The organism is Accumulibacter sp. (assembly GCF_036625195.1).
Classification (GTDB): Bacteria; Pseudomonadota; Gammaproteobacteria; order Burkholderiales; family Rhodocyclaceae; genus Accumulibacter.
The window spans coordinates 5,021,012-5,043,427 of the sequence record NZ_JAZKUG010000001.1 but is presented as its reverse complement, the minus strand read 5'-3'; the positions used below and the strand labels follow the sequence as shown (position 1 = coordinate 5,043,427).

General features: G+C 66.8%; 26 protein-coding genes and 1 tRNA gene. 14 read left to right on the top strand and 13 right to left on the bottom strand.

Features of this window, described 5'->3' with window-relative positions; translation table 11 throughout:
* The first annotated feature begins 42 nt into the window (after positions 1–42).
* From ppk2 to V5B60_RS21380, 3 genes are all read left to right on the top strand, one after another.
* Positions 43–1,302, top strand: a complete 1,260-nt coding sequence (gene ppk2, locus V5B60_RS21390; protein WP_332350084.1) for a polyphosphate kinase 2 — start codon at positions 43–45, stop codon at positions 1,300–1,302.
* A gap of 95 nt (positions 1,303–1,397) precedes the next feature.
* A complete protein-coding gene (locus V5B60_RS21385) occupies positions 1,398–2,003 on the top strand; it encodes an ABC transporter ATP-binding protein (RefSeq protein WP_332350082.1) in 606 nt (201 codons plus the stop codon).
* Positions 2,000–2,803: an ABC transporter permease gene (locus tag V5B60_RS21380; RefSeq protein WP_332350080.1), complete on the top strand. Its 804-nt coding sequence runs from the start codon at positions 2,000–2,002 to the stop codon at positions 2,801–2,803. The genes V5B60_RS21385 and V5B60_RS21380 overlap by 4 nt, the downstream gene beginning before the upstream one ends.
* A gap of 3 nt (positions 2,804–2,806) precedes the next feature.
* Here the strand turns inward: V5B60_RS21380 and miaA are convergent, their stop codons facing one another.
* Positions 2,807–3,763: a tRNA (adenosine(37)-N6)-dimethylallyltransferase MiaA gene (miaA, locus tag V5B60_RS21375; RefSeq protein WP_332350078.1), complete on the bottom strand. Its 957-nt coding sequence runs from the start codon at positions 3,761–3,763 to the stop codon at positions 2,807–2,809.
* A complete protein-coding gene (mutL, locus tag V5B60_RS21370) occupies positions 3,760–5,598 on the bottom strand; it encodes a DNA mismatch repair endonuclease MutL (protein ID WP_332350077.1) in 1,839 nt (612 codons plus the stop codon). Before mutL ends, miaA begins: the two co-directional genes overlap by 4 nt.
* Positions 5,599–5,665: 67 nt before the next feature.
* On the opposite strand from mutL, the gene V5B60_RS21365 reads away from it, so the two are divergent.
* The 5 genes from V5B60_RS21365 (at position 5,666) to V5B60_RS21345 (ending at position 10,677) form a co-directional block, all read left to right on the top strand.
* The gene (locus V5B60_RS21365; RefSeq protein WP_332350686.1) at positions 5,666–6,301 is read left to right on the top strand and encodes a DedA family protein; all 636 of its coding nucleotides are present in this window, start codon (positions 5,666–5,668) and stop codon (positions 6,299–6,301) included.
* Between the two features lie 122 nt (positions 6,302–6,423).
* A complete protein-coding gene (gene purN / locus V5B60_RS21360) occupies positions 6,424–7,086 on the top strand; it encodes a phosphoribosylglycinamide formyltransferase (RefSeq protein WP_332350075.1) in 663 nt (220 codons plus the stop codon).
* The gene (locus V5B60_RS21355) at positions 7,071–8,105 is read left to right on the top strand and encodes a DUF3108 domain-containing protein (protein ID WP_332350073.1); all 1,035 of its coding nucleotides are present in this window, start codon (positions 7,071–7,073) and stop codon (positions 8,103–8,105) included. The genes purN and V5B60_RS21355 overlap by 16 nt, the downstream gene beginning before the upstream one ends.
* Positions 8,106–8,107: 2 nt before the next feature.
* The gene (locus V5B60_RS21350; protein WP_332350071.1) at positions 8,108–9,364 is read left to right on the top strand and encodes an RsmB/NOP family class I SAM-dependent RNA methyltransferase; all 1,257 of its coding nucleotides are present in this window, start codon (positions 8,108–8,110) and stop codon (positions 9,362–9,364) included.
* Complete coding sequence (locus V5B60_RS21345; protein WP_332350069.1) at positions 9,361–10,677, top strand: mechanosensitive ion channel family protein; 1,317 nt, start codon at positions 9,361–9,363, stop codon at positions 10,675–10,677. Before V5B60_RS21350 ends, V5B60_RS21345 begins: the two co-directional genes overlap by 4 nt.
* A 178-nt stretch (positions 10,678–10,855) precedes the next feature.
* On the opposite strand, the gene V5B60_RS21340 is transcribed toward V5B60_RS21345, so the two are convergent.
* The 4 genes from V5B60_RS21340 to V5B60_RS21325 form a co-directional block, all read right to left on the bottom strand.
* Positions 10,856–11,053: a hypothetical protein gene (locus tag V5B60_RS21340; RefSeq protein WP_332350067.1), complete on the bottom strand. Its 198-nt coding sequence runs from the start codon at positions 11,051–11,053 to the stop codon at positions 10,856–10,858.
* Positions 11,050–11,208 carry a hypothetical protein gene (locus tag V5B60_RS21335; RefSeq protein WP_332350065.1) on the bottom strand — a complete coding sequence of 53 codons (159 nt, stop codon included), beginning with the start codon at positions 11,206–11,208 and terminating at the stop codon, positions 11,050–11,052. The genes V5B60_RS21340 and V5B60_RS21335 overlap by 4 nt, the downstream gene beginning before the upstream one ends.
* 77 nt (positions 11,209–11,285) lie before the next feature.
* Positions 11,286–12,698 carry an ATP-binding protein gene (locus V5B60_RS21330; RefSeq protein WP_332350063.1) on the bottom strand — a complete coding sequence of 471 codons (1,413 nt, stop codon included), beginning with the start codon at positions 12,696–12,698 and terminating at the stop codon, positions 11,286–11,288.
* Entirely contained in the window at positions 12,685–13,401 is a 717-nt protein-coding gene (locus V5B60_RS21325) for a winged helix-turn-helix domain-containing protein (protein ID WP_332350060.1), read from the bottom strand. Before V5B60_RS21325 ends, V5B60_RS21330 begins: the two co-directional genes overlap by 14 nt.
* Before the next feature lie 178 nt (positions 13,402–13,579).
* On the opposite strand from V5B60_RS21325, the gene V5B60_RS21320 reads away from it, so the two are divergent.
* Together V5B60_RS21320 and V5B60_RS21315 are read left to right on the top strand one after the other, a co-directional pair.
* Positions 13,580–14,743, top strand: coding sequence for a DesA family fatty acid desaturase (locus V5B60_RS21320; RefSeq protein WP_332350058.1), 1,164 nt, complete (start codon positions 13,580–13,582; stop codon positions 14,741–14,743).
* A 3-nt stretch (positions 14,744–14,746) separates the two neighbouring features.
* Positions 14,747–15,244, top strand: a complete 498-nt coding sequence (locus tag V5B60_RS21315; protein ID WP_332350056.1) for a disulfide bond formation protein B — start codon at positions 14,747–14,749, stop codon at positions 15,242–15,244.
* Between the two features lie 177 nt (positions 15,245–15,421).
* Here the strand turns inward: V5B60_RS21315 and dut are convergent, their stop codons facing one another.
* Together dut and coaBC are read right to left on the bottom strand one after the other, a co-directional pair.
* Positions 15,422–15,883: a dUTP diphosphatase gene (gene dut, locus V5B60_RS21310; protein WP_332350055.1), complete on the bottom strand. Its 462-nt coding sequence runs from the start codon at positions 15,881–15,883 to the stop codon at positions 15,422–15,424.
* Positions 15,880–17,076, bottom strand: a complete 1,197-nt coding sequence (gene coaBC, locus V5B60_RS21305) for a bifunctional phosphopantothenoylcysteine decarboxylase/phosphopantothenate--cysteine ligase CoaBC (protein WP_332350053.1) — start codon at positions 17,074–17,076, stop codon at positions 15,880–15,882. The genes dut and coaBC overlap by 4 nt, the downstream gene beginning before the upstream one ends.
* 155 nt (positions 17,077–17,231) lie before the next feature.
* Between coaBC and radC the strand changes: the two genes are divergently transcribed.
* The 3 genes from radC to rpmG all read left to right on the top strand — a co-directional run bounded on the left by radC (position 17,232) and on the right by rpmG (position 18,398).
* Positions 17,232–17,909, top strand: coding sequence for a RadC family protein (gene radC / locus V5B60_RS21300; protein WP_332350051.1), 678 nt, complete (start codon positions 17,232–17,234; stop codon positions 17,907–17,909).
* 85 nt (positions 17,910–17,994) lie between these two features.
* Positions 17,995–18,228, top strand: a complete 234-nt coding sequence (gene rpmB / locus V5B60_RS21295) for a 50S ribosomal protein L28 (RefSeq protein WP_295401179.1) — start codon at positions 17,995–17,997, stop codon at positions 18,226–18,228.
* A gap of 14 nt (positions 18,229–18,242) precedes the next feature.
* The gene (gene rpmG / locus V5B60_RS21290) at positions 18,243–18,398 is read left to right on the top strand and encodes a 50S ribosomal protein L33 (RefSeq protein WP_034896676.1); all 156 of its coding nucleotides are present in this window, start codon (positions 18,243–18,245) and stop codon (positions 18,396–18,398) included.
* 126 nt (positions 18,399–18,524) lie between these two features.
* Here the strand turns inward: rpmG and aroG are convergent, their stop codons facing one another.
* Both aroG and V5B60_RS21280 read right to left on the bottom strand, forming a co-directional pair.
* A complete protein-coding gene (aroG, locus tag V5B60_RS21285) occupies positions 18,525–19,604 on the bottom strand; it encodes a 3-deoxy-7-phosphoheptulonate synthase AroG (RefSeq protein WP_332350044.1) in 1,080 nt (359 codons plus the stop codon).
* Positions 19,605–19,738: 134 nt separating this feature from the next.
* Positions 19,739–20,890 (bottom strand): HD-GYP domain-containing protein, encoded by a 1,152-nt coding sequence (locus V5B60_RS21280; protein ID WP_332350041.1) that lies wholly within the window; start codon positions 20,888–20,890, stop codon positions 19,739–19,741.
* A 114-nt stretch (positions 20,891–21,004) separates the two neighbouring features.
* Here V5B60_RS21280 and V5B60_RS21275 point away from each other — a divergent pair.
* Positions 21,005–21,080: transfer RNA gene (locus V5B60_RS21275), tRNA-Asn, on the top strand.
* Positions 21,081–21,254: 174 nt separating this feature from the next.
* Here V5B60_RS21275 and V5B60_RS21270 read toward each other — a convergent pair.
* From V5B60_RS21270 to V5B60_RS21260, 3 genes are all read right to left on the bottom strand, one after another.
* Positions 21,255–21,656: a hypothetical protein gene (locus V5B60_RS21270; RefSeq protein ID WP_332350039.1), complete on the bottom strand. Its 402-nt coding sequence runs from the start codon at positions 21,654–21,656 to the stop codon at positions 21,255–21,257.
* A 68-nt stretch (positions 21,657–21,724) separates the two neighbouring features.
* On the bottom strand, positions 21,725–21,985 hold the full coding sequence (locus V5B60_RS21265; RefSeq protein ID WP_332350037.1) for a hypothetical protein: 261 nt from the start codon (positions 21,983–21,985) through the stop codon (positions 21,725–21,727).
* Complete coding sequence (locus V5B60_RS21260; RefSeq protein ID WP_332350035.1) at positions 21,982–22,326, bottom strand: hypothetical protein; 345 nt, start codon at positions 22,324–22,326, stop codon at positions 21,982–21,984. The genes V5B60_RS21265 and V5B60_RS21260 overlap by 4 nt, the downstream gene beginning before the upstream one ends.
* Positions 22,327–22,416: the final 90 nt, after the last annotated feature.

Below are 22,416 nucleotides of genomic sequence, written 5' to 3'. Positions count from 1 at the left end.
GCGTTTTCGAGTTGCACGACACCTTCCACTGGAGAGAGATAGATGGAGAAGAGAACGCCGCCCGTTGCAGATGGCACCGACAACAGCAAGCCCGCAGGCACCACGGCAGCCGGGGATGCCGGGGCTGCAGCGGCCAAGCCGGCGGGACGGGCACCACGGGCGCGCGCCACCGCGTCGACGCGCGCGGCGCAGCCGCGCAAGGCGTCCGCCGGGGACGTCGCGCCGGCGCATACGGCGAGCGGCATGGAAGCCTATGACGTTGCCGAGGCCGCCAGTTCGGCGATCGAGCAGAAGAAGGTCGCCCTGCAGGACATCATCGCGCATGCCAAGGTCGGTGACACGGCTTCGCTGGCCAAGACTCTGGAAGCGATCATGACCGGCTCGTCGCCCGACGACGCGATGGCGCTGCGCAAGGCGCTGCTCGGCAAGGAGCAGCCGGCGGCGAAGCCGGCAACCAGCCCGGACGACGAACTGGCGAGTGGCTGGCGCGACAACAACTCCTACCCGTACCGCAACCTGATGTCGCGCAAGGCCTACGAGAAGCAGAAGTACCGCCTGCAGGTCGAGCTGATCAAGATGCAGAACTGGGTCAAGGAGACCGGCCAGCGCGTCGTCATCATCTTCGAGGGCCGCGACGCCGCGGGCAAGGGTGGGTCGATCAAGCGCTTCACCGAGAACCTCAACCCACGCGGGGGACGGGTGATGGCGCTCGAGAAGCCGACGCAGGAGGAACGTGGGCAGTGGTACTTCCAGCGCTATGTGCGCCACCTGCCGACTGCCGGCGAGATCGTCTTCTGCGACCGTTCGTGGTACAACCGGGCCGGTGTCGAACGGGTCATGGGTTTCTGCTCCGACGAGGAGTACAGCGAGTTCATGCGGCAGACACCAGAGGTCGAGCGGACGCTCGTGCGCAGCGGCATCCACCTGATCAAGTTCTGGTTCTCGGTCAGCCGCAAGGAGCAGCGCCGGCGCTTCAAGGAGCGCGAGGTGCACCCGCTGAAGCAATGGAAGCTGTCGCCGATCGATCTTGCGTCACTGGACAAGTGGGACGATTACACGAAGGCCAAGGAGGCGATGTTCTTCCACACCGACACCGCCGAAACGCCGTGGACCGTCGTCAAGTCCGACTGCAAGAAGCGCGCGCGGCTGAATGCGATGCGCTACGTCCTGCACAAGCTCAACTACACCGGCAAGGACATCGAGGCGATCGGCCCGATCGACCCGTTGCTGGTTGGCCGCCCGCACGTGGTCTATGAGCCCAGTGGGTCGGCGCCGTCGGTCGACCATCAGCCGATCCTCTGAGCGATCCGCAGCGGGACGCAAAAGGGCGCCGCCGCCGGGCGCCCTTTTTTCGCGGTCGCCAGCGTCGCCAGCGTGGCGAGAGCGAGCACCCAGCCTTGGCCAGCCTGCACCTGCAACAGTTTGCCACCCATCACGTCGGTCCGCTCGGGCTGTCGGTCGCCGCCGCCGAGTGCGTTTGCGTCGCAGGCCCGTCGGGCAGCGGCAAGACGCTGCTGCTGCGGGCGATCGCCGATCTCGATCCGCACCGCGGTGAAGCCCGTTGTGACGATGCCGTCTGCTCCGCGATGCCGGCGCCGGCATGGCGACGCGCGGTGGCGCTGGTGACGGCCGAGAGCCAGTGGTGGTCGGAGCTCGTCGGCGATCATTTCGCTCACGGGGTCGACGCCGACTGGCTGGCGCGGCTCGATCTGCCGGCAGCGGCGATGAGCTGGCAGGTCGCCCGCTGCTCGACCGGCGAGCGGCAGCGGCTGGCCCTGCTGCGCACGCTGATGCAGACGCCGGCAGTTCTCCTGCTCGACGAACCGACCGGCAATCTCGACGAGCAGAACACGCGGCGGGTCGAATCGCTGCTCACCGATTACCGGCTGCAGCGGCAGGCGGCGCTGCTTTGGGTCAGTCATGACAAGGGTCAGATCGGGCGCGTCGCGCAACGCCACTTCGTCCTCGAGCAGGGGCAACTGCACGAGTGCGGGCGGCGATGAACGTCGTCTCGCTGTCGCCATTCGATCTCGCGCTGGCCGCATTGCTCATCCTGGCGCTGGCCGGCCTGTCGTGGCGACTGCGCATCGGCAGCGAGCGGCAACTGCTGATCTCGGCAGTGCGCAGCACTGTGCAGCTGGTTCTCATCGGTCTCGTGCTGAAGCTCCTGTTCGCCAACGCGCATCCGCTGTGGGTCGGACTGCTGGCGGCGGTGATGCTGGCGGTTGCCGGACGCGAGGTGATGGTTCGCCAGAAGCGTCGTTTCGTCGGCGGCTGGGGTTTCGCGGTCGGTACCCTGTCGATGTTTGTCTCGTCGTTCGCCGTGAGCGTTCTGGCGCTGCTGCTGGTCATCGGCAACGACCCCTGGTACGCCCCGCAGTACGCCATTCCGCTGCTCGGCATGATTCTCGGCAACACGATGAACGGCATTTCGCTCGGGCTCGATCGCCTGACGCAGGATGCGGCAGAAAAGCGGCAGATCATCGAAAGCCGGTTGGCACTGGGGCAGGACGCGCGACGGGCGATCGCCGACAGCCGCCGCGAGGCGATCCGTGTCGGCATGATTCCGATCGTCAATGCCATGTCGGCCGCCGGCATCGTCAGCCTGCCGGGAATGATGACCGGCCAGATTCTCGCCGGGACGCCGCCGGTGGAGGCGGTGAAATACCAGATCCTGGTGATGTTCCTGATTGCCGCCGGCACCGGTTTCGGTACGATGGTTGCGGTCAGCTTCGCCGCCCGGCGCCTGTTCGACGAGCGGCAGCGATTGCGGCTCGATCGCCTGCGGCCACCCCGGGCCTGATCTTCAGTCCATGAACGGGTCGACAAGGCGCTCGAGCTTGTCCGACAGGTCCGGCGCCAGGCAATCGACGATCTGCGGGCGCAGGCTGTTGGCGATCCAGGTGAGCTGTCGCTTGGCCAGCTGGCGGGTGGCGTAGATGCCGCGATCGCGCAGCTCGTTGCGCGGCGCGATGCCATTCTGCACTTCCCACACCTGCCGGTAGCCGACGCAGCGCATCGACGACAACCCGCCGTGCAGCCGGTAGCGGGCGCGCAGTGACTCGACCTCGTCCTCGAGCCCAGCGCCGAGCATGGCCGTGAAACGGTCGGCGATCCGTCGGTGCAGGACGCTGCGCTCACTCGGCACGAGGCCGATCGACAACATGCGGTATGGTGGCGGCGCCTGGCTCGCGGCGGCGATCAGAGCGGACAGCGGCTGGCCGCGGAGACGAAAGACCTCGAGCGCGCGCTGGATGCGCTGCGCGTCGGTGGTGTGCAGGCGTGCCGCCGTGCTCGGGTCGACGGCGGCGAGTTCGGCGTGCAGCGCCGGCCAGCCGCGTGCCGCCGCCTCGCGGTCGATGATCGCACGCGTCGCCGGGTCGGCTGCCGGCAGGTCGGCGAGGCCTTCGCACAGGGCCTTGAAATAAAGCATCGTGCCCCCGACCAGCAGCGGTACGCGGCCGCGGGCAGTGGCTTCGGCCATTGCTGCCAGTGCGTCGCCGCGAAAACGCGCGGCCGAGTAGCTCTCCTCGGGGCTGATCAGGTCGATCAGGCGGTGCGGGAACTCGGCGAGGGTCGCCGCGTCAGGCTTGGCGGTGCCGATGTCCATGCCGCGAAAGACCTGCGCCGAGTCGACGCTGATCAGTTCGACCGGGAAGCGGCGGGCGATCGCCATCGCCGCCATCGTCTTGCCGCTGGCAGTCGGCCCGAGCAGCAGGATCGCCGGCGGCAACCGCTCGACGGGCGTTGCCGGCGACCTCATCGGCCGCGCAGGAACTGCCGGTCGAGATCGGCCATGCTGAGCTGCATCCAGGTCGGCCGGCCGTGGTTGCAGTGGTCTGCCCGCTCGGTTTCCTCCATCTGCCGCAGGAGGGCGTTCATCTCGGCGAGCGACAGCTGGCGGCGCGCGCGGACCGCGCCCTGGCAGGCCATGCTGGCGAGGAGCTGGTTGCGCTGCGCCGTTGCCAGCTGTGTCGCGCCGTGCTCGCGCAGTTCGTGCAGCAGCGAACGCGCGAGAGCGGTCGGATCGGCGGCGAGGAGCAGCGCGGGGACGCTGCGCACCGCGAGCTGTCGCGGGCCGACCGGAGCCAGGTCGAAGCCGAGTCGCTGCAGCGCTGGCGCGCTTTCCTCGGCGGCGGCGACGTCGATCTCGTCGGCGCTGAAGACGGCCGGAATCAGCAGCGCCTGCGATGCCACGTTCTGTTGCTCGAACGCGTGCTTGAGCTTCTCGTAAAGGATGCGCTCGTGCGCCGCGTGCATATCGACGACCACCAGGCCGGCTGCGTTCTGCGCCAGGATGTAGACACCGTGCAGTTGCGCGAGGGCGTATCCCAGCGGCGCCGTCGCGCCATCACCCATCGTCGGCGCCGGTTCGCTCGCCGTTGCCGCTGCCGTGGGCATGCGTGCCGCAGCGACGAAAGCCTCGTAGGCGGCGCTGCGGGTCGCCTCGCTGACGCCCAGCGAAGTCTGCCACGGCGGGCGGCCGCTGCTGGCTGCGAAGGGCTGGCCACGAACGCCGGCCGTTGCCGGCGGCATCGGCAACGGCGAGGCGGCGTCCTCCGGTGTCGCGACCGCCTGGTCTGCTGTCGCTGTCAGCGGTCCGGCGAGACAGCGCTGCACGGCGTGGAAGACGAACTGGTGGATCGCCCGCGAGTCACGAAAGCGGACCTCGGTCTTCTGCGGGTGCACGTTGACGTCGACGGCCGCCGGGTCGAGTTCCAGGAACAGGCAGTAAGCCGGGTAGCGGCTGGTGTGCAGCAGATCCTGGTAGGCCTCGCGCAACGCGTGTGCGAGCAGCCGGTCGCGTACGAAACGACCATTGACGTAACAGTACTGGGCGTCGCCGCGGGCGCGTGAGTAGGCCGGCAAGGCACAGTAGCCGGCGAGGCGGAGTGGCCCGCCGGTGGCATCGACGCAGCGCGACTCGGCGAGAAACTCCTCGCCGAGGATCGCGCCGGCTCGCCCGCGCGCATCGCTGCGCGCCAGGTGCAGGCTGACGCGGCCATTGTGGGCCAGGGTGAACGCCACTTCCGGATGCGCCAGCGCGATGCGCCGCAGGGTTTCGGAGCAATGCGCGAACTCGGTACTCTCGGACTTGAGGAACTTCCGTCGCGCCGGCGTGTTGTAGTAGAGATCGCGCATTTCGACCACGGTTCCGGCGGCGAGAGCGGCCGGTTCAGGCGTCGCGCCGCTCTCGCCGCCGAGTCGCCAGGCATGCGGCTGCACCGCACCGTCATCGCCTTTCGCCCGCGTCGTCAGGGTCACGCGGGCGACGGCAGCGACCGAAGCGAGCGCCTCACCGCGGAAGCCCAGTGTGCCGACGCGTTCGAGGTCGTCGAGCGAGGAGATCTTCGATGTCGCGTGGCGCAAGAGCGCCAGTGGCAGTTCGTCGGCGGCAATGCCGCTGCCGTCGTCGCTGACGCGGATCAGCTTGACGCCACCTTCCTCGAGCTGGACCTGGATCGACGAGCTGCCCGCATCGAGGGCGTTCTCGAGCAGTTCCTTGAGCACCGAGGCCGGTCGGTCGACGACCTCGCCAGCGGCGATCTGGCTGACCAGCAGGTCCGGCAGGAGATGGATTCGCGCTGTTTCGGGCATCTCCGGATTATACCGGCGCGGCTTCCGGTAGAATCGCGGCTTGCCGACAGCTCACCCTCCCGCGCCGATGGAATACCTCGCCAGCTTCATCGACATCATCCTGCACCTCGACAAGCACCTCGCGGTCTTGGTACAGGAATACGGCCAGTGGATCTACGCCATCCTCTTCGTCATCATCTTCAGCGAGACCGGCTTCGTCGTCACCCCCTTCCTGCCAGGCGACTCGCTGCTCTTCGTTGCCGGCGCCCTCGCTGCACTGGGCGGCATGGAAATCGTCGTCCTGCTTGCCGTCCTCGGCGCGGCGGCAGTGCTCGGCAACATGGTGAACTACCAGATTGGCCGTTTCCTCGGGCCGCGGGTGTTTCAGTGGGAGCAGTCGCGCTTCTTCAACCGGGCGGCGCTCGAGAAGACGCACGCCTTCTACGAGAAGCACGGCGGCAAGACACTGGTCATTTCGCGCTTCCTGCCTCTGTTTCGCACCTTTGCGCCGTTCGTCGCCGGCATCGCTGCGATGAGCTATTCCCGCTTCACCTTCTTCAATCTGGTCGGTGGGCTGGGCTGGGTCGGCTCTCTGACACTGGCCGGTTACTGGTTCGGCAACCTGCCCTGGATTCAGAAGAACCTGTCGCTGGTGATCCTGGCGATCATCGCCATCTCGCTGGTGCCGGTGGTCGTCGGCTGGCTCCAGAATCGGCGGGCCTGAGGCATGTCGCAGCGCTGCCCAGTGAAGCCGGCGCCGGTTGCCGTGTGCGCGACCAGCCGGTGCCGCGACCGGTCCTGTGGCCTTCACCGACGGGGGCTGTGGTTGCCGGCAGGGGAGGGGAGATGACCCGGGTCGTCATCCTCATCTCCGGCCGCGGCAGCAACATGGCTTCGCTGCTGGCGGCGGGCGAGTCCGGCGCCCTGCGGGCGACGGTCGTCGGTGTCATCGCCAACCGTCCCGACGCCCAGGGCCTGCTGACTGCAGCGGCGCGTGGCGTACCGACGCGTGTCGTCGATCATCGCTCGTTTGCCGAGCGCGAGGACTTCGACTCGGCGCTCGCGGAGGCGATCGAGACCTTCTTGCCCGACCTCGTCGTTCTCGCCGGATTCATGCGCATTCTCGGTGCTGCCTTCGTGCGTCGCTTCGACGGTCGCCTGATCAATATCCATCCATCGCTGCTGCCGGCCTTCCCTGGTCTGCACACGCATCTGCGCGCACTGTCCGAGGGGGTAAGGATCCACGGTTGTACGGTGCATTTCGTCACTGCCGATCTCGACCACGGGCCGGTCATCATCCAGGCCGCTGTGCCGGTGCTCGATGGCGACGATGAGGCGCTGCTCGCGGCGCGCGTCCTGGCGCAGGAGCACGTCATCTATCCGCAGGCCGTGCGCTGGTTTGCCGAGGGGCGGCTGCGCCTGCAGGACGGCCGCGTGTTGCTCGAAGCGCCGCCGGCTGGCGCCGGCGCCCTGATCGCTCCGCAGCCCGACCCATGCCCGCGCTGCTGATCCTGGCGCTTGCCGCATCGCTTGGTCTGCATACTGTCGTACTGTTCGTGCCGGAGGTCGATCTGTCTTTTCCCGTGGAGCCGCCACCGCTGTCGGCCGAATTGAAGCCACAGGTCGCGACGCCGCCCGCGCACGCCGCGGCACCGGCAACGCCGCGCGCAGCGCCACCACCCCTTGCCCGCAAGAGACGACCGACGGCAACGTCGGGCAGGCCGCCGGAGTCGACGCGGCTGACCACGGCTGATGGGTCAGCCGAAGCGCCGGCACCACCGCCAGCGGCGGCGGCTGCGGAAGAAGGGGATGGCGCGGCCGAGGCGATGGCCGAGCCCGGCACGATGGAGCTGGATGCCGCCCCGGCAACCGATGCAGCGGCCCTGGCCGTTTCCTCCCTGCCGCGGCGCGGGGTCATCCGCTATCGTGTCGATCGCGGCGACCAGGGCTTCCAGATCGGTCACGCGGTGCACTCGTGGCAGGCCGGGGACGGGGTCTACCGCATTACCGCGGTCACCGAGACCAGTGGCCTCATCGGCTTCTTCCGGCCGCTTCGGGTGGAGGCCGAAAGCGTCGGCCGGGTGACCGCAGCCGGTTTGCAGCCGGAACGCTTCGTCACGCGCCAACCGGGGCGGGAAAGGAACGAGCAGGCGGACTTCGACTGGCAGCAACTGCAGGTGCGTTTCGCCGATCGGCCGGCGCAGGCGCTCAGCCCCGGAGCACAGGATCTGTTGTCGCTGAATTACCAGCTTGGCTTGCTTGGGGGCCTCGCGACGGGTCAGGAGCTGGCGGTCGTCACTGGCCGGAAACATGCGCGCCATAGGCTCGAGGTCCTTCCCGACGAGGAGGTCGAGACACCCGCCGGGCGTTTCAACGCCATGCACCTGCGGGTTCCCGGCGTCGCGTCGACCGAAGTCTGGCTGGCCCGCGAGCGCGGCTTGTTGCCGGTCAAGATTCGTTACGTGGACCGCAGGGGCAACCTCTATGTACAGGTGGCGATTGCAATCGAAGTCGGCGAGGAGCCCTGAGCGTGCGCGTGACGCCGGCGTTGTTTGACCATGCGCAAACGCTGCTCGGCGAATTGCTGCGCCTGACGTCCGCCGCCGACCAGGTGGTTGCCGCCTACTTCCGGCAGCATCGCGAACTGGGTCATGACGAGCGCGGCTTCATTGCCGAACTGGTGTTCGCGGTCTTGCGGCGCCAGCGTTCGCTGGCGGCCCGTTGCGCCGACGACCTGAGTTCGCGCCGCCTGCTTCTGGCGGCGCTCGCCTGCGTGCAGGGAATGAACCGGCGTCAACTGGCGGAGGTCCTGAGCGAGTCGGAGAGCAAGTGGCTGGCGCAGGCAAAGGCGGTGCGGATCGAGGATCTGCCGGCTGCCGTGCGCCTCGATCTCCCCGACTGGCTGTACGCCGAGTTGCTTGCCGGTTTCGCCGCCGATGAGCTCGAGCGGCTGGCAGCCGCGCTCAATCAGCCGGCACCGCTCGACCTGCGGGTGAATCCGCTGCGGGGCGGGCGCGATGAGGTGCTGGCGAAGCTGCTGGCGAGTGGTCTGGCAGCCACTGCCTGCCCGTATTCGCCCCTGGGGATACGCCTGGCGGGCAAGCCGGCGCTGGCGAAGCATCCGTTGTTCGTCGATGGCAGCATCGAGGTGCAGGACGAAGGCAGCCAGTTGCTCGGTTTTCTGCTGCAGCCCCGGCGTGGTCAGATGGTCGCCGACTTCTGTGCCGGCGCCGGCGGCAAGACCCTGCTGCTCGGGGCACTGATGCGCTCGCAGGGCAGGCTCTATGCCTTCGACGTTGCCGAACGCCGGCTGGCGAAGCTGAAGCCACGCTTGGCGCGTTCCGGGCTGTCGAACGTCTACCCGGTGCGCATCGATTCCGAGCGCGACCCGCGCGTCGGCCGGCTGGCCGGCAAGCTCGATCGCGTCCTGGTTGACGCGCCGTGCTCGGGTCTTGGCACGCTGCGGCGGAATCCCGACCTCAAGTGGCGACAGAATCCGGCGAGTGTCGGCGAACTGGCGGCGAAGCAGGCGGCGATCCTCGTCGCCGCTGCCAACCTGGTGAAGCCGGGCGGACGGCTGGTTTACGCCACGTGCAGCCTGCTCGACGCGGAGAACGACCGTGTCGTCGATGCCTTTCTGGCGCAGAACCCGCAGTTCGTCGTCCGTCCGGCGGCGCGGATCCTGCAGCAGCAGGACATTGCTCTCGATACCGGTGAGCGACTGCGACTGCTGCCGCATCGGCATGCAACCGACGGTTTTTTTGCGACAGTACTGGAGAGGCGATGAACGAGAAGGAGATGTTTGCCCTGTTGCTGGAACTCTGGCGTGATCTGCGCAATCCGGGCTTTCTCTGGCAGGTGTTTGCCCTCGCGCTCAGCCTGCTCGCCGCCTGGGGCGCGACGCGTACCTGGCAGCGGCGCGCGGCCGCCGTCGCGGCGGAGCCCTACGGTGCCCTGCGCGCCTTTGGCAGCGGCAGCCTGAAGCGTGTTTCGTTCCCGCTGCTGGCGTTGCTGCTGGTCGTGGTTGTCCGGCGCGCCTTCCGCTACTGGCAGCTCGGGCCGGTCAGCCTGCTCGACCTGGCGGTGCCGTTGCTGCTGTCGATGGCGCTCGTGCGCGCCGCGGTCTATCTGTTGCGCCACGCCTTCTCGCCGAGTGGCTGGCTGGCGACCTCCGAGCGCTGGATTGCGACCGTCGTCTGGCTTGGTTTCGCTCTGCACCTGACCGGTCTCGCCGGTCCGCTGATTGACCTCCTGCAGCAGGTGAGCTTCACTGCCGGCAGGCAGACGCTCGACCTGTGGACGCTGCTCAGCGGGCTGGTGACGGTGGTGGTGACGGTGCTGCTGGCATTGTGGCTGTCGGGCGAGATCGAGGCGCGGTTGCTGGCGAACGAGGCGATGGACTCCAACATCCGCGTCGTCCTCGGCCGCCTGGTCAAGGCCGTCCTGTCGGTGATCGCGCTCCTGCTCGGGCTGTCGATCGTCGGCATCGACATCACCGCGCTGTCGGTCTTCAGCGGCGCACTCGCCGTCGGCCTCGGCCTCGGCCTGCAGAAGATCGCCAGCAACTATGTCAGTGGATTCATCATCCTGCTCGACCAATCCATTCGTCTCGGTCACCTGGTGGCGCTCGATACCAACACCGCGGGCGTCGTGACCAAGATCACCTCGCGCTACACCGTCCTGCGGATGCTCACTGGAACCGAAGTGATCGTCCCGAACGAGTACCTGGTCTCCAATATCGTCCGCAACGAGTCGTACAGCGATTCGCAGGTTCGCGTCGTCGTTTCGCTGCAGGTGAGCTACGGTGCCGACCTCGAACTGGCGATGCGACTGATGGACGATGCGGCAAGGGCGCAGCCGCGGGTGTTGGCCGAGCCGGCACCGCAGGTATTGCTGACCAGTTTCGCCGACAGCGGCATCAACCTCGACCTGGGCTTCTGGATCGGCGATCCGCAGCAGGGAACCGGCGCCGTCCGTTCGGCGATCAACATGGCGATCTGGCGCTCGTTTCGCGAGAACGGCATAGAGATTCCCTTCCCGCAACGTGAAGTGCGGCTGATTGGCAGTCCGGCGGCAGTGGCCACACGGGCGGCGGACTGAGGACTTCCCGCCAGCGCCGGGGCAGCGGCCAGGGAGAAAAAAAAAGCCCCGCGCAAGATTGGCGCGGGGCGGAAGTCCGTCGTTCGGACGGGCGGAAGGGAGGGGCAACCAGGCACAGCAGAAAAACTCGGATTACAGTTGCACAACACAGGGTACAGCGCTGCAAGGCGGACGGGATTCAGCGTCGTTTGCCGCGAACCCTTGCTCGCCAGCAGCGGAAGGCGTACCAGGCCAGCGAGCCGACGGCAGCGGCCAGCGCCGCCTGGAGCAGGTTCATCTCGCCGGCACTGAGCAGATCCCAGGCGACGATGCCGACGAAAAGTCCGACTCCTTCGCTGATGGGGAACGGCTCGGACGGCACCGCCAGCGAATTCATGCGCAGTTGTGACCACGATGCTCGACGCGGCCACAATGGACCGCCGCATCGTCCTCGCGGGACTCCGGCGACGCGCCGGGGGCCGGTTCGCCGGAAAAAAGGTGCTGCCGCGTCGCGGCAAGGAATCGCTCGCAATTGAGTTTGAACTCGCTCATCTCGTCTCCTGGGTCATTGCTTCATCAACGGGACGGATGATAGTCGGCGGATGGCTTGCAGGTCTGCAGCGATTGCGTCAGCTTTCCGTGACGTTCTGTGACAGTGGCCAGTTCAGCGTCAGACGGGCGCCGCCGAGTGGCGACTCGCCGGCGCTGGCGCGGCCGTTGTGCTGTTCCAGAACCAGGCGCGCGATCGCCAGGCCAAGGCCGTAGCCACCGGTCGAGCGGTCGCGCGAACGGTCGAGGCGGGTGAAGGCCGAGAAGACGCGGTCGCGCTCTTCGACCGGGATGCCGATGCCATCGTCGTCGACATGCACCCGGATCTCGCCATCGGCCACCTCGGCACTGACACGGACTCGCGTCCGGGCGTAGCGGATCGCGTTGCGCAGCAGGTTGCCGATGGCGTAGGGCATGCTCCTGCGATCGAGTTCGACGTGCAGCAGGGGCGGCAGGGTGGCGCTGTCCACCTGCAGATCGAGCTTGCGCGCGAGGACGCGGACGGCCTCCACCTGTGCCTCGAGCCAGGGAGCAAACTCGACCTCGGTCAGCTGCAGCTCGGGCTGCTCACGTTCGAAACGGGCATAGGTCAGGCTTGAGTCGATCAGTCCGTCCAGTTCATCGAGGTCACCTTCCATGGCTCCCGCCATGCGCTCGCGTTCAGCCCGGTCGTCGGTGGCGGCGAGCATCTCGAGCGCGAAGCGCAGACGCGCGATCGGTGTCCGCAGTTCGTGCGAGATCGCGCTCGACAGCTCCTTCTGCGTGGCGATCAGGCGCTGGATGCGCTCGGCCATGCCATTCAGGGTTTCGGCCAGTGGCCTGAAGGCGCTGCTGCGCATCGCCGGTGCGCGCGCAACGAAGAATCCCTCGCCGAGTGAACGCGCGGTCTGGCGCATCGCTTCCAGATCCCGCCAGACGGGATGGACCCACAGCCAGACGACGATCGCCAGGCAGACGCCGATCAAGCTCCAGGTCAGCAGGCTGATGCGCAGGTCGAGCGGCATGCCACGCTGATACTCCGGATTCCGTTCCGGGGAGATCGGTCCGACGACGAGGATCTGCGGCGTCTGTTTCAGGCGGTGATAGATGATGTCCCCTTGGGCGTCGATCGCCAGTTCGCCGCTGTCGAGCTTTTCGGCCTCTTTCGGGGGCAGCATCAGCGTCCAGCGGTCGACGATGTCGAGGCGATAGGCGAACTTCTGATCGAGAGCCTTGATCGCTCGCATCCACTCCGAGCGTGGTCGGCGGAACAATTCCTCCTCGATCAGCAACACCGTGCCGCGCATGAAGCGGCTGGTGTAGTCGTCGGTGATTCCCTTCACTGCGGTCGAGATGACGAAGTCGGCAAAGATCGCAATGGCGACGAAGGACCCCATGACCAGCAGGTAGAAGTTGAAGAACAGCCGGGACAGGCTGTAGCGGCCGCGCCAGGGTTCCGGCTTGTAGGTGCCGAGGATGGCGAGCAGCCTGTTGTTGCCGCTATTGCCAGTCATGTCTGCTGAAGAGGTAGCCCTTGCCGCGCACCGTCTTGATTCGCGTCGGGTTTTCCGGATCGTCGCCAAGCTTGCGGCGCAGGCGGGAGATGCGCGCGTCGATCGAGCGGTCGAGGCCGTCGAAACCGATGCCGCGCAGTTCCTGCAACAGGTCGTCGCGCGACAGGATGCTGCCGGCGTGGCGTGCGAGCAGCCAGAGCAGGTCGAACTCGGCGGTCGTCAGGTCGATCCGATCGTCGCCGAGCGAGGTGCTGCGCGTCGCCTGGCTGATGCGAAAGCGGCCGAAAGTCAGTTCGACCGGTGCGCCGGCATCGCCCCCCTCGCCGCTGCCCGGCGTTGCCGGCGCGCGCCGCAGCAGCGCCTTGATGCGCGCGAGCAGCAGGCGTGGCTGGACCGGTTTGGCGATGTAGTCGTCGGCGCCGAGTTCGAGACCGAGGATCTGGTCGAAGTCCTCATCACGGGCGGTGAGCATCAGGATCACGCCGGCGTAGTGCGCGCGCACCGCCCGGCAGACCTCGAAACCATCCTTCCCCGGCAGCATCACGTCCAGAATCACCAGATCGGGACGCTCGTCGAGGATGCGCGTCTCGGCGCGCCCACCTTGCGGCTCGATCGAGACCTCGAAGTCGTTCTTGCGCAGGTATTCGGCGGTGAGGTCGGCGAGGCGCGCATCATCCTCGACGAGCAGGATTCGTGTCTTCATGGCTCAATGATAACGGCTTGTGCGCGTGCGAGAAACGTCTGCCGCGCGAAGCACCGCTGCGCGGTGGCCGGCCGGGCCCTGCGACCGGGAGCCGGGCGGCGCGTCCTCACCGGCGTTTGGTGGTGGCGCCCGATTGCCTTAAAATCGCCGGCTGCCCAACTTTTCCGGAATGTCGCGCATGTACGCTGGAATGGTCGATTGGCCCTGGTGGGGCTACGTCCTGATGACCCTCGGCCTGACCCACGTCACGATCGTTGCGGTGACGGTCTTCCTGCATCGGCAGCAGGCGCATCGTGCGCTCGAGTTGCACCCCCTGGTGGCCCATTTCTTCCGTCTCTGGTTGTGGTTGACCACCGGCATGGTGACGAAGGAGTGGGCGGCGGTCCACCGCAAGCATCACGCCCGCTGCGAGACGGTGGATGATCCGCACAGCCCGCAGGTGCATGGCATCCACCGGGTCCTGTGGACCGGCGTCTTCCTCTATGTCGCGGAGGCCAGGAAGCGCGATACCCTGCAGCGTTACGGTCACGGCACACCGGATGACTGGCTCGAGAGGCATCTGTATACGCCGTGGCACAAACTGGGCGTCGCCATCATGCTGGCCGTGGATGTGCTGGTCTTCGGCATTGCTGCCGGGTCGCTGATCTGGCTGGTCCAGATGGCCTGGATTCCCTTCTGGGCAGCCGGCGTCATCAACGGCCTCGGGCATTTCTGGGGCTACCGCAACTTCAGCCCGGCCGATGCGAGTACGAACATCAGCCCTTGGGGCCTCCTGATCGGCGGCGAGGAACTGCACAACAACCATCATACCTTTCCCACGTCGGCCCGATTGTCGATCCGGTGGTACGAGTTCGATCTCGGATGGCTCTACATCCGCATCCTGGCAGCGCTTCGCCTGGCACAGATCAAGCGGGTCGCGCCCAGACCGCGCCTGGGAGGCCTGCGGCCGGTGGTCGACGCCAACACCCTGCAGGCGGTGATTGCCAACCGCTACGACCTGCTGGCCCAGTATGCCCGCTCGCTGAAGCAGGTGTATCGCGAGGAACTCGCCCGACTGCAGCACGGCCGGCGCTTCCGCGGCCTGAAGCGCTGGCTCGCTGCCGATTCACGGACGATCCCGCAGGAGGCTCGCGGCAGGCTCGAAATGATGCTGGACGAAAGTCGAGCGCTGCAGACCGCATACGCCATGCGCGATGAACTGATCGCGCTCTGGGAGCGGTCGAACGTCTCCGGCGAGTTCCTCCTCAAGGCGCTGCAGGACTGGTGTGAGCGGGCCGAGAACTCGGGCGTGCGGCAGTTGCGGGAACTGTCTCTGCGCCTGCGCAGCTATGTCCCGGTCTGAGCGGTGAAACCCCTGGTCGGGCGATCGCCGCGCACGATCCTGCTCCTGCTGGCCGCGGCGGCAATCGGTCTGACTCTGGCCGGCTGGGGGATCGGCGAGATCATGCGCCTGCAGCCCTGCCCACTGTGCATCTTCCAGCGCCTGCTCTTCCTGTCGATCGCCTTGCTCGCGCTGGTCGGCGCACTGTTGCCCGCTGCCGCCCGCGTGTCGAGCATCCTGTTGGCCGTGGTGGCGGCCGGCGGCGTGGCGACCGCGGCTTATCAGAGCTGGCTGCAATACCTGCCGCAGGAGGGGATGGAGTGCGGTTTCGGCGAGCCGACGCTGATCGAGCGGATCGTCGACTGGTTTGGCGCCCTGTGGCCACAGATGTTTCTCGCCACCGGTTTCTGCTCGAGCAAGGACTGGGTCCTGCTCGGCCTGTCGATGGCCAACTGGTCGGGGCTTTGCTTCATCGGCTTCCTCGCCGCCGCTGGCGTGATGCTGCGACGGCGCAGCGACTGACGGTGCCCATGCGCCTGGCGGCACAGCGGCGGCAGAGGTTGTGAAGCAACCCCCCGCGCGACCGATCTGCGGCGTTGCGCACGCGCTCACCCCTTGCCCATCGATCTGACAGGTCTCGTCTTTCGCTCGCTTGCGACTCGCATCACGGCCTGCTGGCGACGATTTCTTCACAAGCTCTCAGGCGTGCCCGGTGCTGCCAAAACCGCCATCGCCACGGGCGCTGGCGGCGAAGTCGTCGACGACGTTGAACGACATCTGCAGCACCGGTACCACCACCAGTTGCGCCAATCGGTCGAGCGGTCGCAGCATGAAGGGTTCGTGCCCGCGGTTCCAGGTCGACACCATGATCTCGCCCTGGTAGTCGGAGTCGATCAGGCCGACCAGATTGCCGAGCACGATGCCATGCCGGTGGCCGAGGCCTGAGCGCGGCAGGATCATCGCTGCCAGTCCCGGATCAGCCAGGTGGATCGCGATGCCGGTCGGAATCAGGCGCGTCTCGCCGGGTGCGATGACGAGCGGCTGCTCGATGCAGGCGCGCAGGTCGAGCCCGGCCGATCCCGCTGTCGCGTAGTGCGGCGGCTGCTCGCGCAGGCGCGCGTCGAGCAGTTTGATGTCCACCTTCTGGCCGCGTCCGCTCATCCGCGTTTCGCCAGCAGGCCGGCGATGTGCGCCACCAGTTGCCGGGCGAGCACGAGCTTGGAAGCTGCTGCCAGGGGGTGCTGGCCGTCGTCGTCGAACAGGATCAGCCGGTTGTCGTCGCCACCAAAGCCGTCCTGGATCAGGTTGCCGACGATGAGCGGAATGCCCTTGCTGCGGCGCTTCTGCTCGGCGTAGAGGGCGAGGTGCTCGCTCTCGGCGGCGAAACCGACGCACAGCGGCGGCGCGGGCAGGGCGGCGACCTCGGCGAGAATGTCCGGATTCAGCACCAACTCGATCGCCGGTGGTGTCACCTGCGCGCCCTTCTTGATCTTCTGCGTGATGGTCCGCGCCGGGCGGTAGTCCGCGACCGCGGCAACGGCGATGAAGACCCCGTGCCGGGCCACATGCGCCATGACCTCGGCGTGCATGTCGCGTGCACTGGTGACGTCGATGCGGTTGACACCGGTCGGGCAGGGCAGGTGGACCGGGCCCGAGACCAGGGTCACCCGTGCACCCGCCTCGCGCGCCGCGCGCGCGATGGCGTAACCCATCCTGCCGCTCGACAGGTTGGTGATGCCGCGTACCGGATCGATCGCCTCGAAGGTCGGGCCGGCCGTCAGGAGGACGTCGACGTCCGGCAGCAGACGGGGCTGGAAGTGGGCGATTAGTCCGTCGAGGATGTCCTGCGCTTCGAGCATCCGGCCGAGGCCGCTCTCGCCACAGGCCTGGTCGCCACAGCCCGGACCGAGGATGGCGACGCCGTCGGCGCGCAACGTCGCCACGTTGCGCGTGGTTGCCGGGTTCTCCCACATCTGCCGGTTCATCGCCGGTGCCAGCAGCAGCGGGCAGTCGCGCGCGAGCACCAGGGTCGTCAGCAGGTCGTCGGCGAGGCCGTTCGCGATCTTGGCCATGAAGTCCGCCGAAGCGGGAGCGATCAGCACGGCATCGGCGGCGCGCGACAGGTCGATGTGCGCCATGTTGTTCGCCACCCGTGGATCCCACTGGTCGCAGAACACCGGCTGCCCGGAAAGCGCCTGAAAGGTGACCGGGGTGACGAAACGTGTGGCGGCTTCACTCATCACCACCTGCACCGAGGCCCCCTCGCGGCTCAGCAGGCGAAGCAGTTCGGCCGCCTTGTAGGCGGCGATGCCGCCAGTAACCCCGAGAAGGATGCGTTTTCCAGCCAGTTCCATGCAAAGCCCGCCTGCCCGTTCATGATCCCAGGCGGCACATTCTACTGGAGATGCGGCGGTGAAGGCAGCAGCCGTCCTGCCGCGCGCGAATGCTTCTGCCGCATCGCCGACACCGCTACAATGAAAGCCCAGGAAGCTGCAGCGAGGGGGCGGAGATGGCGATCACCGACTGGCCGGAGGACGAGCGACCGCGCGAGCGTCTGCTCGCGCGTGGCGCGGCGTCGCTCTCCGATGCCGAACTGCTGGCGATATTCCTGCGTGTGGGCAGCAGGGGCACGAGCGCCGTCGACCTGGCGCGCGACCTGATCCGTCGTTTCGGCAGCCTCAACAGCCTGTTCGCCGCCGGGCGCAACGAGTTCACCGATGTGCCCGGGATGGGCCCGGCGAAATATGCCCAGTTGCAGGCCGTTCTCGAGATGGCGCGGCGGGCACTGACCGAGGAAATGAAGCAGCGCAGCACCTTTGCCTCACCCGGCGCCGTGCGTGATTATCTGCGACTGCATCTGGCCGGCCTCGAGCATGAGGTCTTCGTCGCCCTCTGGCTGGATGCGCAGAATCGCCTGATCGCTGCTGAGGAACTGTTCCGCGGTACCCTGACGCAGACCAGCGTCTATCCGCGCGAGGTCGTCAAGCGGGCGCTGTGGCACAATGCGGCGGCAGTGGTCCTGGCACACAATCACCCGTCGGGGGTCGCCGAACCGTCGCGTGCCGACGAGTTGTTGACCAGCGAACTGAAGCAGGTCCTGGCGCTGGTCGAGGTGCGGGTGCTCGATCACTTCATCGTCGCGGCACAGGCCGCACCGCTGTCCTTTGCCGAACGCGGGCTCCTCTAGCGGTATGGTGGAAATCGCTTGAAAACAACTGCCTGCATCGGCTAGAATCGCGGGCTTTCTTCCTGAATCAATTGGAGCAACGATCATGGCGCGTGTTTGCCAGGTGACGGGCAAGAGCCCGATGGCGGGGAACAACGTTTCCCATGCCAACAATAGAACGAAGCGCCGCTTCCTGCCGAATCTGCAGTATCGCCGTTTCTGGATCGAGAGCGAGAAGCGCTGGGTGCGCCTGCGCGTCTCGAATGCCGGTTTGCGGACCATTGACAAGAACGGTATCGACGTCGTGCTCGCCGAGTTGCGGGCGCGCGGCGAGATCTGAGGGGGAGAACGGACATGCGCGACAAGATCAAACTCGAGTCCACGGCCGGTACCGGACACTTCTACACCACGACCAAGAACAAGAAGACCATGCCGGGCAAGATGGAGATCAAGAAGTACGATCCGAAAGCCCGCAAGCACGTGATGTACAAGGAAATGAAGCTCCGCTAGGGGCTGCCTTCGGCTCGGCGGGAAGCACCGCGCCAGCCGCTTCCGGCGGCGATCCCCGCCTCACCTTCCGCATTGTGCCGCTGCCAGGCGCTGGCCCGATGCCAGCCGCCTCCCGGCGCCCTGCGACTACTGCGCGGCTCCGACCAGCCGCCGGTCGCGGACGCTCTTGGCCAGGATCTCGAGGACGGCCAGCGAATCCTCCCATCCAAGGCAGGCATCGGTGATGCTCCTGCCGTACTCGAGCGGCTGTCCCGGCACCAGGTCCTGCCGCCCTTCGACGAGATGGGACTCCAGCATCAGGCCGATGATTCGCTCGTCACCCGCCGCGACCTGGCTGGCGACGTCGCGCGCCACCTCGATCTGCTGCTTGAAGCGCTTGTTGCTGTTGGCATGCGAGGCGTCGACCATCAGGCGTGCCGCCAGGCCGGCCGAGGCAATCTCCCGGCACGCGGCTTCGACATGAGTTGCGTCATGGTTCGGTTCCCGGCCACCGCGCAGGATCACGTGGCAATCCTCGTTGCCGCCGGTCGAGACGATGGCCGAATGGCCGGCCTTGGTGACCGACAGGAAGTGATGCGGTGACTGTGCGGCGCGGATCGCGTCGATGGCGATGCGGATGTTGCCGTCGGTGCCGTTCTTGAAGCCGACCGGGCAGGAGAGGCCCGAGGCCAGTTCGCGGTGCACCTGCGATTCGGTCGTACGGGCGCCGATCGCGCCCCAGGCAATCAGGTCCGCGGTGTACTGCGGTGTGATCGTGTCGAGGAATTCGGTGGCGCAGGGCAGCCCCATGTCGTTGATCTCGAGCAGCAGGCCACGCGCCAGGCGCAGCCCCTCATTGATCCGGAAGCTGTTGTCGAGCCGCGGGTCGTTGATCAGCCCTTTCCAGCCGACCGTTGTCCGCGGCTTCTCGAAGTACACCCGCATGACGAGCAGCAGATCATCCTGGAAGTGCGCAACCTCCGCCTGCAGCCGGCGTGCGTAATCGAGCGCCGAGTCGACGGCGTGGATCGAGCAGGGGCCGACGACGACCAGCAGGCGGGTATCCGCCCCGTGCAGGATGCGGTGGATGCTCTGGCGGGTATTGTAGGTCGTCAGCGCAGCGCGTACCCCGACCGGGAACTCGCGGAAGACATGGGCCGGTGGGACCAGTTCCTTGATCTCCCTGATGCGGACGTCGTCGGTCGTGGGCTTGCTCTGCAAGGTCATCGTAGTGCTCTCCTGACTGCCTGCGGCGGTGCAAAAAAGGCTGGATTCTAATCGAAAGCTGCCCTTGATGACGCTGCGGCACGGTCATGTCGGCGTCACCCTTCGCACCGTGCGCGAGCGAACCACTCGTTGCGTCATGGACAGCGGCCTGGCTCCCGACCGGCCGCTGGCGGTTCGACAGCCGCTGCCACCCGCTCGCCCGCGACGGCCAGGCTCGCTCGCGCGTGCTCACGGGCGATGGCGATGAAGTCCGCCTCTCGGGCGGTGAAGGCGTCGACGATGTCCGGGTCGAAATGGCTGCCGCGGCCTTCGCGGATGATGCGTCCGGCCTGCTCGAACGGCAAGGGGCATTTATAGATCCTCGCGGCGATCAGCGCATCGAAGACGTCGGCAAGGGCCATCAGGCGCGCGGCGATGGGAATCGCGTCGCCGGCGAGACCGTCCGGATAGCCCGAACCATCCCATCGTTCGTGGTGCGAGCGCGTGATCTCCTTGGCCATGCGCAGGAAGTCGACAGGCTGCTCGCTGTCCTGCTCCGCCTGTTGGATGGCCTGAAATCCGAGCAGACTGTGGGCCTTCATGATCTCGCGCTCCTCCGCTGTCAGCCTGCCCGGCTTGAGGAGGATTTCATCGCGGATGCCGACCTTGCCGATATCGTGCAGCGGTGCGGACTTGGCGAGGAGCTCGGTGTTCTGCCGCGTCAGAAAGGCGGCAAAGCGTGGGTGGCCGCTGAGCTCTTCGGCCAGGATGCGGACGTAGCGCTGTGTGCGACGCAGGTGGTTGCCGGTTTCCGGATCGCGAACCTCGGCCAGCCGGGCCAGTGCGCGAATGCCAGCATCCTGGATCAGGAGGTTGTCCGCCAGTCGGCGGGCGACTTCCGCCGTCAGGCTTCGATCCTGATCCAGCAGTCGGGCGCGAGCCGACTGCAGCTCGAGCTGAATGCCGACCCGCGCGGCGACGGTCGCCGGTCGCAGCGGCCGCTGCAGGTAATCGTCAGCTCCCTGTTCGAGCCAGCTCGCTTCGTCGGCGCCCTCACCCGAGCTGATGACGATGATCGGGGTGGCTGCGCTGGCCGCGCACTGCCGCAGGCGATCAAGAAACGGACGGCGGTCGATCGCCGCCATCGGTGCATCGAGCAGGACCAGATCGGGGCGAGGCGCATCTGCGGTGAACTGCAGCGCCTGTTGCAGCGAGGCGGCAACTCGCAGCCTGTGCCGTGTGGCAAGCACGTGATCGACTGTGGCCAAATCATCGGCCCGGTCGGTGATGATGAGTATGGTTGCCATGCGTCCCCCAGCAGAGGTCGGGTGGAGCCTCGCGCCATTATCGCATCACTGCTCCTGGCCGACAGCTCAGTCTTGACGGGCGGCACACGAATGTCTAAGATCCTGCCCGCACGTTCCTCGATAGCTCAGTCGGTAGAGCGTCGGACTGTTAATCCGTAGGTCCCTGGTTCGAGCCCAGGTCGGGGAGCCAAAGAAATCAAGCACTTAGGCCACTTTAGAAGGTGGCCTTTTTGCTTTCTGGCCTTCATGTAGCCACCATGTAGCCAAATCAGAGCAATTTGAGGCCACCCCGGCCGGCAGACTGGCGCCGACGTCGATCGGTTATCGATCGACCACAGGTGGCGCCACGTCGCACTGGAGCAGATCAGCGCGACGTTGCTGCCTGATTGGCAGCAGCAGCGCTCGCGTCAGCCCAGGTGATCGCTGGCTCCGTGTGCTCTTGCTCGTCGCCTTCGCTCGCAGAATGACCAGGCGCATAGGCTCCGGCTTGCGGCCTTGGTTTGAACACATTGCCGCGCAGATCCTCGAGCACGTCGCTCAGGAGGCTCTTGTTGCCCCGACTGGACGGATGCATCGACGCCGCAGCAAGCTGCGCCTCGAACTTGCTGCCGCAGTAGGTCACACCCTTCTCGGTTCGCGGCCTGTCGGTCGGCTTCATCGGCACCAGCAGGATGAGGAAGTCCCCGCGAGCTGTCGCTTCCTCAACCTGTCGCCGGTATTCCGCCCATGCCTCGGCCGGCGCATCGCTCGCCGGCTCACTCAACATGCAGACCGCCGGTCTCGGCTTCGGGAGCAGGACGTCTTCCAGTTTTGCGAGGCGCCGTTGCAGGGCGCTCACTGGAGTGCCTGCTCAGGCAGCAGGAGCACGCGGCACGGACGCCGCTCCGTGCGTGCCAGTGCTTCGGCCTTCGCCCGTTCCACGAAGTCGTCTTCGGCCTCGTCGGCGCAGCGGTCGACGATCTGGTCACCGCTGACGGCGCGAACAACCTCATCACCATCGGGGTCGATGATGCGGCGGATGATGATGGCGATGGAGTTCGCATCGGGGTGTGCGGCCCGTTCCAGCTTGGCCGTGCGTCGTGCGAGCGGATTCATTGCAATACCTCTTTCCGGGAAGAGAGACTCGCGGGAGGGGCGCCGGTCTGTAGCGCCTCGTGCCGTTCAACAATCGCATCCCATTTCGCCGATACCGCGCCGTCGCCTTGCCACTGCCGATAGTTCGAGGATGTTGTCTGCCGCACCTCGCCCTGACGGTCGGTCGCCGAAGTTCGCCCGGCCAGCCAGTCACGAAACGCGACCAGACTACCGAAGTCGGCCAGCATTTCGGTGCGGCTCGTTCCCATCTTCTCAAGGCTTCTATCCACTTCGGTGCCAATTTCGCCACGTGCGGAAATTTCTTCGAGCTTGGACAGACGTTTGTTGAGTGCCGCGATCATGCTTCACCCCGTGCCATGCGTCGCTCATGGATTAGGTCAGCGATGCGACTCTGGCCCGGCACGTACTCCCGCCGTGGTCGCGTGATACCG